Genomic DNA, 13,370 nt, shown 5'->3' with positions numbered 1-13,370 from the left:
TATATTTATTTGATAAAAAAGTGTTACATTCATATCTTGAATAATATTATTTAGTATGTTAGTATATTAAAAAAGCTTAAAGGAAGCTGATAGGTATGTTAAACAGTTCATTCATAAGTCAATTAAATAGAGTTCATCATCACTAGAGAGTTTGTGTCTATTGGATGTATATAGATGCAAGCTCTATTGGTATTTAATTAGAGCTTGCATCTAGTGGTGATAGAAATTTTATTAGAGCCATATAGGTGCTTTGCCTATATGGTTTTTTTATTAAAAAATTTAAGGAGGAATGAAAATGGAAATGAAATTACAAAACCTAAAGGGGACGAAGGATTTTTTACCAGAGGAACAGATTATAAGAGATAGTATTAGAAGAACATTGGAGGATACATTCCAAAAGTATGGCTATTTGCCACTAGAGACTCCTATACTCTGTAGCTTTGAACTATTGGCTTCTAAGTATGGTGGGGGAGCAGAGATACTAAAAGAGATTTACAAACTCAGTGATCAAGGAGGTAGAGAGCTTGGATTAAGGTATGATTTAACTACGCCTTTTGCTAAGGTAATTGGAATGAATCCCTACTTGAATATGCCTTTTAAGAGATATGAAATAGGCAAGGTTTTTAGAGATGGACCTGTAAAGACAGGCAGAATGAGAGAGTTTATTCAGTGTGATGTAGATATAGCAGGAGTTAAGTCTATGATGGCAGAGGCAGAGCTTATGTCAATGATAGTCAGTGTGTTTGAGGAACTAGATTTAGATATATATATTTCCTACAACAATAGAAAGCTTCTCTATGGCATTCTATTAGATATCGGAGTTAAGGAGCAGGAAATCAATGAAGTAGTTCTTACTTTAGACAAGGTGGAGAAAATAGGTCAAGAAGGTATTGAAAAAGAAATGCTTGAAAAGGGAATAGATAAAGAGTTAGTAGGTAAACTGCTTAGATTAATAAATAATAAAAATCTTTCCAATTTTGATTATCTATTAGAGAACTATGAAAGTGAGCTAGTTAATGATGGTCTACAGGAGCTTAGAGAATTAAATGAGTATCTAGAGACATTAGGTATTATTGAGTACACTAGATTTACTCCATTTTTAGCTAGAGGCTTGGACATATATACAGGAACAGTGTATGAAGTGTTTTTGTCAGATAATAGTGTATCTTCAAGTATAGTAGCTGGGGGGAGATATGATAAAATAATTGGCTCATTTTTAAACAATGGAAATGAATATCCAGCAGTGGGTCTGACATTTGGTTTAGATGTCATATATACAGCTATGACACTAAGAGATAGAGCTAAAGCTAACTCTTTAATAGATTTACTAATAATACCCCTTGGGGCAGAAAAAGAATCCTTAAAGCTGGCATGGGATTTGAGAAAACAGGGGATTAGAGTAGATATTGAAATGAGTGAAAAAAAGCTTAACAAAAGCTTGAATGCTGCAAATAAAAAAGGCATCCCATATGTAATAGTCCTTGGACAAAATGAAATAAATACAGGAAAGGTAACAATAAAAGATATGATTAAAGGAGAAAGCTTTGAAGTGAGTATTTCACAAATTAAGGCTAAAATTATGTACTAGGACGGCAAAACCGTCCTTTTATGACCTAACCCGATTTTCTGAATGTTTTTTTCAGAAAATCGATGGTAGGTCAAACTGGGCGAGAACCAAATTCTAATAAAATTTTTTCCTACAATTATGCTCCTGAACTAAGCAAAGTGCCTCACCAAATCTTTGATAATGTACTACCTCTCTTTCTCTTAAGAATCTTAAGGTATCTATAACACCGGGGTCATCACTTATGTTTATTAACCATTCATAAGTGGACCTTGCTTTTTGCTCAGCAGCCATATTTTCATGTAAGTCTGATATTGGATCACCTTTTGATTGGATATATGCTGCAGTCCATGGTACTCCTGCTGCATCGTGAGGGAATAGAGCCTTGCCATGATTTACATAATGAGCTTCAAAAGGGGTGCCTTTGATTTGATCTATAGTAGCATCTTTAGTTAATTTATAAACAAGAGTACCTACCATTTCCCAATGAGCAAGTTCTTCCGTCCCAACATCTGTCAGTATAGCTTTTGCCTTTCCAGTAGGCATAGTCCATCTTTGAGTAAGGTATCTGATAGCTGCAGACAGCTCTCCATCTGCACCACCAAATTGCTCTATAATCATAGCAGCTAGAGTGGGGTTAGTAGTATTTACTCTTACAGGATATTCTAGCTTTTTTTCATAAATCCACATATTTTAGCCTCCTTTATTAGCATCTACATTTTCCAAAATCTACATCCCATGGCCAAGGTTCGTCTACATATTGCCAAGGGAGTACACTCATACTCGTGAATTTCAAGGGACCGTACTGGGCCTCATAAATGCATTCAAGTTCCTTATATTTTTGAGAAAAAGTATTATGAAGCCTTAAAGCTCTTTCATCATCTGGATGAGTATCTAGATATAAGTTAGTCTCCACTAATACGAATCCTACCTCCATAAGCTGCTCAAGCAATTCAGCCTGATTATTTTTCATAAATCGCACCTCCTAAAAGTTTATTTACAATATACTTCTTTTTTATAAGGGTCATGAAGTTCTGGGAATAGTGTTCCCTTCATTAAAGCTTCTTTTGGCGAAAAAACCTTATCCATAATTTGAAATGGAATATAGGCATTAGCAAGCCTTGTATATGGTTCCATTGGGGGGAAACAGTAAATGCAGTTTTCCTTGTCTTTCATGAAAAAAACCTCCTTAAATAATGTTCTGCAATACCATATTACGCTTAGAAGTTATTAAGTGTGATATTATGATGACGATAAAAAAGCTGCAAAACATAGGTCTTAGAAGGACTTCTTCTCAATCACTTAAGCGTTGTAAAGGAAAGTCCGATATGGAAAATTGAAAGTAAGCTAGTTAGTAAATAATTTTTCACTAGGAATTGTTTACCAAGTAATTTATGATATGATATTATGATAATGAGTGCATTAGCCTAATAGAGTGAAACTAAAACTATGACAAAGCATATAGTTTTAGTATCAACTACATAAGAAAGGAGCTAGCCATGATAAAGGTACTAATAGTAGATGACCAAAGCTTAATACGAGAAGGCCTTACCATGATGCTAAGTCTTTATAGTCATATAGCAATTGTAGGTGAGGCTATTAATGGAAGAGAGGCTATAGAAGCTTTGAAGGAAAAGGAAGTTGATTTAATACTCATGGATATACGAATGCCTATAATGGATGGGGTAGAGGCTACAAAGGTAATTAAAGAGAGTTATCCTCAAATTAAAGTACTCATACTAACTACATTTGACGAAGATGAATACATAATTCAGGGACTAAAAAATGGGGCTGATGGTTATTTACTTAAGGACATAAGCTCAGAGGAATTAGTAAAAGCAATACAAACAGTGTATGAAGGAAGCATGCTTTTGCAGCCTGATGTGGCTAGAAAGATGCTTAGGTCAATGGAAGAAAACACTCCTAGGAAAGGTGTAGAGCTAGATGATTTCAAGGGACTTACGAGAAGAGAAAGAGAAATAGCATTATTAGTTGGCGAAGGTAAGAGCAACAAGGAAATATCAGAGATTCTCTATATTACAGAAGGAACAGTAAAAAATCATATAAGTAAAATATTAGACAAGCTAGAGCTAAGAGATAGAACTCAATTAGCACTTATTATTAATAATAAATAGATACACATTACATAAAACACTACTACTATAGTCATATAAAAGTATGACTATAATGATTACTTTGGTGAGAAGAATTTGTCTTTTAATTTAGATATACTGATATCAAAAGCTAATTCTTCTAGGAGGTATGTATATGCAAGGATTGAATAAGGTAGTGTTTTATATATCATTTCCATTGTCATTTATAGCATTTATATTTCCTATATACGCTTCGAGTTTAGGCGTTAGCGTAGTTGAGATAGGATTTCTCTATACCATATTTTCAATAGTATCCATATTAATAAGACCTATAGTTGGAAATATGATCGATAAGAAAGGAAGAAAAAAAGGCCTAATTATAGGCGTAGCTCTTTACGCCTTAGTAAATATTCTCTATTCTATAGCAGTCGACTATAGATATCTATTGATTGCTAGAATATTGCAGAGTATAGCAGCATCATTTTTGTGGATTAGTATAGATGCAGCTGTTTCAGATATTAGTAGTAAAGAAAATAGAGCTCAAAATTTTGGTATATTAGATCAATCACAGATTAAAGGGGAATTATTAGGAATTACAATAGCTTTTACAATATTATATAATAACTTTTTTGAAAATCCCTTCAGTAAAATATTTATGGTATATTTTATCACTAGTATTGCCTCCTTGTTTTATGCATTTAAAAGTGTTCCAGAAACTTTGGATTATAAGAAAGATATAGAGTCAGGAATGCTTAAGAATAGTAAGCATATGAGATACTTTTTGATAGCTATGGGTATTATATCCTTTATCTCTAGCTTAACAGCTCCAATATACTTAATATATCTTCAGCAGAATATTGCAAGTGAGCTTCACCTAATATCCTATCTATTTTTACCAAGTGCCATACTTTCTATGTTTCTTCCTAGAAGGTTTGGGATCTATGCAGATAAATATGGAAGAGAAAAGGTAATAGTTATAGGAATGCTTTTAAGTGCTGTACTTCAAATCTTCGTACCTTTTGTACGAGCATATTATCCTTTTATGATAATATATACTCTAATTTCAGTTGTTAGTATGTTTTATAGTCCTGCATTTTCATCAATTATTATTGATTTTGTAGGTGAAAACAAAAGGGGCAGGTCTTATGGGCTATACAGCTTTGCAAGTGGTATAGGCGGTGCTTTAGGTACTTTAGTAGGAACTTATGTATATGAAAATATAGGCAATAGTATTGTGTTTTACCTCCAAGGCTCACTTTTAGTTACAGCTATAGTATCCATATACTTTATTTACAATAAAATTAAGTCTAATGAAGTCAGATACAATGAGGAAGTATTCATACACTCAGGTGGAACGGATTATACTCAACAGTAGAGTATTATGGAGGCGTTAACATGATTTCTAATAAGCGTGCTGTTTATTTAATAAGCTTATATTTACAAATTGTACTGCCACTAGATGCCATAGATAGGCTACTTATCCGAAGATACGACACTATAATTGCTTATATTCTATTGACCATATATGCAATTTTCCTATTCTATTTCATTTATTCATACTCTTATTGGGAACATACAAACTTTTATCTTAGGTATGTGTATGGTTTTTTTATAGCAATTGGTGTGCTGTTAAGTGTTTACAGAATTTTTTCTACTGATAATATTGTTTTTGGAGACTTAAGAGATTTAGAAAGTCGACCGGCAATTGTTATTTGGACTATTACTTTAATTATAATTGATATTAGTATTATATTAAGCAAAATCAAGAAAAAGAACTGTCTTAATTTGTCATTTCCATTTAAAAGTGGTCGGTATTTAGTTATAGATGGCGGAGATGGTAAATTATCATATTTTACTAACTATCACTATTATGGGTGGAAAGACTCCAACATAAAAAACTATTATACTATGCAATATGCTGTAGATTTTATAAAATTGAACAAGTATGGTTTTTCAAACAAAGTGCTGCCAAAATCAAATGAGGATTATTATATCTTTGGAGAAAAAGTTTATAGCCCAGTAGAAGGGGAAGTCGTAAAAGTGGAGGTAAATAACGACGATAATATCCCACATGGGAAACTTCCTAACAATTGGGGAAATAGAGTTATTATTGAAAGCGATAATTACTTTATATCTTTATATCATTTTAAAAAGGATACTTTAGTTGTAAATGTTGGTCAGAAGCTAAAGGTAGGAGATTATCTGGGAGAAGTTGGTAGTTCTGGGCAGTCCACTCGACCTCATCTCCATATCCATGCTGTATATTGTGAAGATAGTAACTATCAATTTGGAGAAGGGATACCTATAGCATTTAAAAATATTTATCCTGTTAAGAATTGTGTAATAAGGGCGTAGCAGGAGGTTGTTTTAGAGGAGATCAGATTATGAATAAACTACTGAAGTTTAATGGTTTTATAGCTATTACTATACGGATTTTAATAGCATTAGACACCATATATAGGTGTAGAAATAATATAAAAGAGCTTATAGTTTATCTAGCTTGCTTTTTGATAATCCTTGCTAATGATTACTTAAGAATTTATAACTTATATAAAGACTATAAGAAGTACTATATTTCTATATCTATTTCTATGCTATTGAGTTGGTTTTTAACAATAAGCTTAAATGGTTATTCAGATATATATTTATTTATAATTTTGTATGAACTGATCTTGTATAACCAAGGTAGAATTGCAAACTTACTGACTATATTTGAAATATTATTTTTAATTTTTTTAAGTTTTTTTAGATCTATAACAAGTATAGAAGAAATCTTTAACATTAAGTACTGGAAAGATAACTTTATAGAAATATTTTGGTTTATTATATACATATCTTTTTACTCTATTAGCTTATTATCATATAAGGCTTTAAGGAAAGAAAAAAGAAGAGTGGAGGAATTAAATAAGGAATTAGAACAGTCTTATAATAAGCTAGAAGAACAGTCAAAAAGAATTGAAGAGCTAGTCATTACTGAAGAGAGAAATAGAATAGCAGGAGACATACACGATAATCTAGGGCATACTTTAGTTGCTTTAAATATGAACTTAGATGTGGCAGAAAATCTTATTGATAAAGATTTGGAGAAGACTAAGGAAATTTTAAGGAGGTCAAAAAATTTAGCAAAAGATAGTTTAAATGACTTAAGGAAAGCTGTATATGCACTAAAAGAAGAAAACCTTGGAGGCTTTACAGAATCTATTAAAAGGATAGTTGATAATGTAGAAAGCACAGGAAATATAAAAGTCAATTTGAGTATTGATAAGAAAGCAAATGAATTGCTTTTAAAGTATAAAGATATTATATGTATATCTATAAAAGAAGCAATAACTAATAGTATCAAGCACGGAAAAGCTAGTGAAGTAAATATAGATATAAAAGTCAGCGCTCGCAATGCCTATATTGAAATAAAGGATAATGGTGTAGGCTGTGATACCTTGATTAAAGGAAACGGACTGTTGGGGATAGAAAATAGAATAAGTAACATAGGCGGAAAAGTAAATTATAATAACAAAGAAGAAAAAGGATTTGCTATAGGCGTAGAGTTAAGCCTATAGCAAATCTTTTTTGACGAAATAATTCCTACTTTAGTTTTCTAGCTTAAAATTCTCTTTCTTGATTTGAAATACTTTGAAAAGTAATCAATAGTTGTCAAATTTTCTATTATTAGTATTATATTTTATCTAGATAGAGTCGCAAAACCTTGAATCTACCAGAATGTTAAACATGTTTACGAAGGAATTTGTCACATTTTGTAGAAGTTAGAATAGTAAGAAAATTAGTTTTAGAACATGAAAATAAGACTAAAGTAGCTAAAGTGCAAAAAACTGAATATTCAGATAAAGTTTTTGCTATTATTATGCCGATTATATAATAGGTCAGTGCCCAAATTGACAATTAATAAATATAAAACACTAAGATGCATATTAGTTCAGGAGTAAATCCTGCAATTAATAAAAAATAAACTAAAGGGGGCTGCATTATGCAAAGTATCAAGTTTAGGATAATAGCTATAATGTTAGTACTTGTATTTGTCTCAATTGTGACAACTGCTGTTTTAGGTTTGATTAATAGCGATAAATTGACTGATGAAATTGTAATGTCAATGTTTGAAGACCAACTTAACAGCAATGGTAATATTTTTATTGATTATATGGAGTAAGAGTTTGGGAAGCTTAAGATTAATCAAGATGGGCAATTAGCAGATGAAAGCGGGCGAAGTATTTCTGGAAGATTCGAGAAACTAGATCAAATTACTAGTAAAATGAATTCTGTGGCAACTATTTTTTCTAAGTCAGGAGATGATTTTGTACGTGTAATAACCAATATAAAGAATGATAATGGCGAACGAGCAATTGAAACCACATTAAACAAAGAGGGACTTCCCTATAAGGAAGTTATGAAAGGAAATGAATACATAGGAGAAGCTGATATTCTAGGCTCATTATATATCACTAAATACATACCAATATTTTATGGTGAAGATGTTATAGGTATATATTTTATTGGGGTGCCTATGCAATCTGTTAATAAAATAGTAGATGCTGGGCAAAGGTCATTAGCTAAGTCATTTGTCATTACAAGCATCATTATATTAATTGTTACATCTATTTCAAGTTATTTTGTAGGAGATAAAATTTCTAGACCAATCTTAGATTTAACTACAGTAGTAAAGAGACATTCAGAGTTAGACTTTAGATTTGATGAAAAGTCTAAAGCAGCTAATTATCTTAATAGAAAAGACGAGATAGGTATAATGGTAAAATCTTTAGCCAATATGGAGCAAAATGTAAGAGAACTTTTAACAACTACACTAGATGCATCTAACCAAATGGCTGCATCTTCAGAAGAGCTTACAGGCATATCGAATCAATCAGCATCAGCATCAGATGAAGTAGCGAGAACAATTGAAGAAATAGCTAAAGGAGCTTCTGACCAAGCTAGAGATACAGAGGAGTCTGTTGCAAGTGTACAAGAAATGGGACAGTTAATCGAGGAAGAAAAGCAAAACATCCAAGAGCTTAATAATATATCAGAAGAAATAAATAGACAAAAAGAAGATGGATTCAGTATTTTAAACGACTTGATTGAAAAGACAGAAGAAAATAACAAGGCTGTTATGTCAGTACATGAGATAATTATTGGAAATAACGTAAGTGCTGAGAGAATAGAAGATGCAAGTTCTATGATTCAAAGTATTGCAGACCAGACAAACCTTCTAGCACTAAATGCTGCAATAGAAGCTGCCAGAGCTGGAGAGGCTGGAAGAGGATTTGCAGTAGTCGCAGATGAAATTAGAAAGCTTGCTGAACAATCAAATAGATTTACTGAGGAGATAAAGGAAGTAATCATGGATCTTAAGGCAAGATCTGAGGAAGCTGTACAAACAATGAATAAAGTAACTGAAATAGTAGGCTTACAAACTAAGAGTGTACAGGAAACTCATAAGAAATTTGATATGATTGCAGATTCGGTCGAGGCTTCGAAGGCGATTATTGATAAACTTAACAGTATGTCTAGTATGATGGATGAGCATAAAATTAAACTAATAGACATAATGCAGAACTTATCAGCTATATCAGAAGAAAATGCTGCAGGAACTCAGGAAGCTTTAGCCTCTATTGAAGAACAAGTTGATTCTGTTAAGGAGATAGCAAATGCAAGTGAAGGACTTTCTCACTTAGCTGAGGAATTACAGCAGCTAATTGTCAAATTTAAGATCTAAATAGATATTACATACATAACCGCAATTAAATATAGGCTGAGTGATTAGGAATAATATACAAGAAAAAGGATTTGAAATGAGCATGAGTTAGGCCTGTTTCAGATTCTTTTTTAATCTGTCAAAATCCTTATGATGCAAATAACATATATTAAAAAAATAATAACCAAAGATTCATATTTGATCTATTCATGGTATTATATTAGCCTCTTAAAGTGAAACTAGTGTAGATTTGAGAAAAAATTAGAGGGATATAATGAAAAATCCAAGAAAGGTAATATTCAATTGCAAAGTAAGAAGGAGAAGAACATAAAATGTAGAATTATGAAGTTATTACATATAATATAATTTAATTTAATGAACTTGACTATAAGAGGAGGATTAGTCATGAATAAGAACCAGATTATTTATGAGAGGAATAAGTTAGTTGTAAAGATATTATGGGGAGGCTTTTTTTTCACATTAATAGCAAGTATTTAAAAAAAGATACCAATTGAATCAATAGCAACAGGTCTAGTATTTGGGTCTCTATGTGCAGGAAGTTCAACGATTCTTACGTATAAAAGAATATTTGAAGAGAGGCTTTGTTATATAAAATTATGGTAATGTAAGCTAATTTGTGCTTTTGTGAAAAACAAAGCTCTTTTCTGGCAAGAATCTAAATAATATTTAAGCCAGAAAGGAGCGTTTTTTATGTCAACATTACCAAAAGAAGTATTAAGAGAAATGATAAAGGGAGGAAATCTAAAGACAGCTGGTGATCTTCATACGTATCTAAAGGATATGTTTAAAGATGCGATTCAGGAGATGTTAGAAGCAGAACTAGAAATAGAATTAGGTTATGCTAAAGGAGATAAGAGAAACAAACAGACGGAAAATAGGAGAAATGGCTATACAGAGAAAACTGTAAAAACTCAATTTGGAGAAATGCCAATAGAAGTACCAAGAGACAGAAATGGTGAGTTTGAACCAACTGTAGTTCCAAAGAACAAAAGAGATATATCAGGAATTGAGGAAAAAGTAATAGCACTTTATGCAAGAGGTATGTCAACTAGAGACATCCACGATCAAATAAAAGATATTTATGGCATAGAACTATCCGCAGATATGGTAAGTAAAATCACCGATAGTATTATCCCCCAAATAAAAGAATGGCAGAATAGGCCTCTAGAATCGCTATATACCTTTGTATTTATGGATGCCATACACTACAAAGTCAGAGAAGACGGACAGATAAAAAGTAAAGCTGCATATGTAGTTTTAGGTGTAAATTTAGATGGTTTTAAGGATGTTCTGGGAATTTGGATAGGAGAGAATGAATCATCTAAGTTCTGGCTAGGAGTACTAAATGACTTGAAAAACAGAGGGCTAAAAGATGTATTAATATTCTGTGTTGATGGGCTTACAGGCATAAAAGAAGCTATAACAGCAGCATATCCAGGGGCAGAAATACAAAGATGTATAATTCACCAGTTGAGGAACTCATTTAAGCATGTAAGTTACAAAGACATAAAGGAATTTGCAAGAGATTTCAAAGAAGTATATAAGGCACCAAATGAAGAAGCAGCACTAGAGAACTTAATCGAAATAGAAGATAAATGGGGTAAGAAGTATCCATATGCAATCAAGAGTTGGCAAATAAATTGGGATGTATTATCTCCATTCTTCAAGTATCCTGAGGAAATTAGAACAATAATGTATACAACCAACATAATAGAAGGCTTCCACAGACAGCTAAGAAAAGTAACAAAGACTAAGAACATGTTTCCATCAGATCAGGCGCTTGAAAAAATGCTGTATCTAGCAAGTCAAAACGTAGTAAAAAAATGGACCCAGAGATATAGAAACTGGGACCTAATATTAAATCAACTAATGATATTTTTCGAAAGTAGAGTAAAACAATATATTTAAAATCATGAAAAAGCCGTTAAAGTAGGTAAAACCAAAGATATCAGGCTTGAAATTGACCTGAAAAAATTAATTTTTAGCCTGATGTCCAAATAAAAAATAAATTTCTTTTTGCAAGTAGAATAACCTATGCTATGAAAAAGGCACACTATTCCATACTTAAAATTATTGCCCATAATATTCATTTTAATGCATAAATCAGAATAATATGGGCAAAGATAAAAACAAGCTATTTAATTGATATTGATTATATACAATTAAATACTTCTTGTCAGTTTAGAGAATAAGATTCTCTCTAAAGCACAAAGTTTATTACATTCTCGAATCTCATGTTTTCAGCATACATGAGATTCTTTGGTATACTCAGGATGATAAAAAAATTTTTCAGCAATATTAATCTACGCTTGGGTTATATTCTATTTATATCTATGAAGCTCTATCATAAGATTATTATCCTCATACTCAACTATAGCTTTATCAGTCATCATTCCAACTAAAGCAAGTTCAGAGCCAGTGTCACTGTCACCTGCTAGCTCCCAATAATATTCTTCAGCAGCTTTTTGACGAGGAGCATTTAGTAGCTCTCTTAGATTTTCTATACTCTCATCAGAACGCTTAACATTTCTGGCATTAACAATTAACTTATACATATCTTCATTATTTTCTACTAATGTGTTTATACTCTCTGCATTTCCCAGCAATGCAAAAGCAACCATTTCACTTAAAATCTTAGTAATCTTCTTGACTTCAAAGTTCATTGATTTTCACTCCTTCTGAATACATCAAAAATTGGAACTAATAAAGTGGCAATAATACCGGCTGAAAAGCCATTATTATATAAATTTATACCTCCATGAAGTACTCCCACATTCATAGTTACAGAAAGATGAAGAAAACCTGCAATAATTCCTCCAATAGGACCATATTCTCCTGCAATAGGTGCCAAGCTAGTGCCAAAAAGAGCAGCTATAATTACAGTAGTAGAGCTTGTATCCCAGACTTTTATAATACTTGCTAGAAATACACCAACCATAATAGGAATACTATTTCTAGGATGTTTTCCAAAGGCAGAAAAGCCAACTATAGTAAGTAATGCACCAACTATAGGCCCGTTCATAGTGCCTCTTGATATGACTACATATGCTAACCCTATTAATCCCATGACTCCCATATTAACCAAGGTTATGCCAAAGCCTGATGTATAAGTAAAGTCTGCAACTAGCCTACCTGATAGTTTGAGAATTCTGGAATATCCCTTTATCAAGCTATTATCGTTTAAAATGTATCCGATTACTATTAGTATAGCAAAAAATACTGAAAGAAAAATTTTAAAAAACAAATCATGTTCGGTAGATAATATCATTCTTGGCTCATTGATAAATCCATAGCCTTTCATAAAGGACATAACGACAGTTCCGATAAATCCAGCTGCGAATCCTACATTATACAAATTATACCCATCATGAGCTCTTATTATATGAGCAGCAATAGGCGGAAGAAAAAATCCTGCCACAATACCAGCCATAAATCCAAAGATTAATCCCCAATAGCTAGATGGACTTAATGCTCTAGCGACTTCAAAAATCATAGGAGAAAGGGCTGTTCCAAACATTGATATTATTATTACACTATTATATGACTTTTTCTCGTATTTTGCATATAAATATCCACCAATATAGATAGGCCACACGTTGAAAATGTTTTTCCCAAAAAAGGAGAAGCCAGCTATTATAAAGATCGCTGAAATCGGAAGACCACCAATATGAAATTTTAACTTCCACAGGAAGAAAATATTAAGTAAAGTAAGGAGTGCTGAGTTCACAAGAGCAGCACCAAGCCCCCCCACCTTTATATAGTCTGTAAGCAGCACATCTGGTTGAACGATTATCTTATAAATTCCACTTATTATGCTATTAAAATCACTTACCAAAAAAGCCAAAATCAATGATGCAATTGGAAATATTGTTAATATTATATATTTAGTTTTTTCACTTACTTGTCTGTAGTCGCTTAAATTTTCCTTTGTCATAAATTCCTCCAATGTCATTATATACTACTAAAACTATAATTAAGCTATTTATAT

General features: G+C 32.1%; 13 protein-coding genes. 8 read left to right on the top strand and 5 right to left on the bottom strand.

Annotation, left to right across the window (positions count from 1 at the left end; translation table 11 throughout):
• Window positions 1-295: 295 nt before the first annotated feature.
• Window positions 296-1,588, top strand: coding sequence for a histidine--tRNA ligase (locus DW1_RS12210; RefSeq protein WP_074350907.1), 1,293 nt, complete (start codon window positions 296-298; stop codon window positions 1,586-1,588).
• Window positions 1,589-1,681: 93 nt separating this feature from the next.
• Here the strand turns inward: DW1_RS12210 and DW1_RS12205 are convergent, their stop codons facing one another.
• Genes DW1_RS12205 through DW1_RS12195 form a run of 3 tightly spaced genes read right to left on the bottom strand, consistent with a single transcriptional unit; the run spans window position 1,682 to window position 2,740 of the window.
• Complete coding sequence (locus DW1_RS12205; RefSeq protein WP_074350906.1) at window positions 1,682-2,254, bottom strand: manganese catalase family protein; 573 nt, start codon at window positions 2,252-2,254, stop codon at window positions 1,682-1,684.
• 16 nt (window positions 2,255-2,270) lie between these two features.
• A complete protein-coding gene (locus DW1_RS12200) occupies window positions 2,271-2,537 on the bottom strand; it encodes a spore coat protein CotJB (protein ID WP_074350905.1) in 267 nt (88 codons plus the stop codon).
• A gap of 20 nt (window positions 2,538-2,557) precedes the next feature.
• Entirely contained in the window at window positions 2,558-2,740 is a 183-nt protein-coding gene (locus tag DW1_RS12195; protein ID WP_143474419.1) for a spore coat associated protein CotJA, read from the bottom strand.
• Between the two features lie 323 nt (window positions 2,741-3,063).
• Here DW1_RS12195 and DW1_RS12190 point away from each other — a divergent pair, with 323 nt between their 5' ends.
• From DW1_RS12190 to DW1_RS12160, 7 genes are all read left to right on the top strand, one after another.
• Window positions 3,064-3,699, top strand: coding sequence for a response regulator transcription factor (locus tag DW1_RS12190; protein ID WP_074350904.1), 636 nt, complete (start codon window positions 3,064-3,066; stop codon window positions 3,697-3,699).
• 127 nt (window positions 3,700-3,826) lie between these two features.
• The gene (locus tag DW1_RS12185; RefSeq protein WP_074350903.1) at window positions 3,827-5,032 is read left to right on the top strand and encodes an MFS transporter; all 1,206 of its coding nucleotides are present in this window, start codon (window positions 3,827-3,829) and stop codon (window positions 5,030-5,032) included.
• A gap of 20 nt (window positions 5,033-5,052) precedes the next feature.
• On the top strand, window positions 5,053-6,012 hold the full coding sequence (locus tag DW1_RS12180) for a M23 family metallopeptidase (protein ID WP_074350902.1): 960 nt from the start codon (window positions 5,053-5,055) through the stop codon (window positions 6,010-6,012).
• A gap of 29 nt (window positions 6,013-6,041) precedes the next feature.
• Window positions 6,042-7,214: a sensor histidine kinase gene (locus DW1_RS12175; RefSeq protein WP_074350901.1), complete on the top strand. Its 1,173-nt coding sequence runs from the start codon at window positions 6,042-6,044 to the stop codon at window positions 7,212-7,214.
• 425 nt (window positions 7,215-7,639) lie between these two features.
• Window positions 7,640-7,819, top strand: a complete 180-nt coding sequence (locus DW1_RS12170; protein ID WP_074350900.1) for a hypothetical protein — start codon at window positions 7,640-7,642, stop codon at window positions 7,817-7,819.
• A gap of 18 nt (window positions 7,820-7,837) precedes the next feature.
• A complete protein-coding gene (locus DW1_RS12165) occupies window positions 7,838-9,382 on the top strand; it encodes a methyl-accepting chemotaxis protein (RefSeq protein WP_347499765.1) in 1,545 nt (514 codons plus the stop codon).
• A gap of 690 nt (window positions 9,383-10,072) precedes the next feature.
• Entirely contained in the window at window positions 10,073-11,290 is a 1,218-nt protein-coding gene (locus tag DW1_RS12160) for an IS256 family transposase (RefSeq protein WP_074350898.1), read from the top strand.
• A 413-nt stretch (window positions 11,291-11,703) separates the two neighbouring features.
• On the opposite strand, the gene DW1_RS12155 is transcribed toward DW1_RS12160, so the two are convergent.
• Together DW1_RS12155 and DW1_RS12150 are read right to left on the bottom strand one after the other, a co-directional pair.
• Window positions 11,704-12,045, bottom strand: a complete 342-nt coding sequence (locus DW1_RS12155; protein WP_074350897.1) for a hypothetical protein — start codon at window positions 12,043-12,045, stop codon at window positions 11,704-11,706.
• Window positions 12,042-13,316, bottom strand: a complete 1,275-nt coding sequence (locus DW1_RS12150) for a DUF1576 domain-containing protein (protein WP_074350896.1) — start codon at window positions 13,314-13,316, stop codon at window positions 12,042-12,044. The genes DW1_RS12155 and DW1_RS12150 overlap by 4 nt, the downstream gene beginning before the upstream one ends.
• Window positions 13,317-13,370 lie beyond the last annotated feature (54 nt).

The organism is Proteiniborus sp. DW1 (assembly GCF_900095305.1).
Classification (GTDB): domain Bacteria; phylum Bacillota; class Clostridia; order Tissierellales; family Proteiniboraceae; genus Proteiniborus.
The sequence above is the reverse complement of the archived record's forward strand: the minus strand, read 5'-3'. Positions and strand labels throughout refer to the sequence as shown.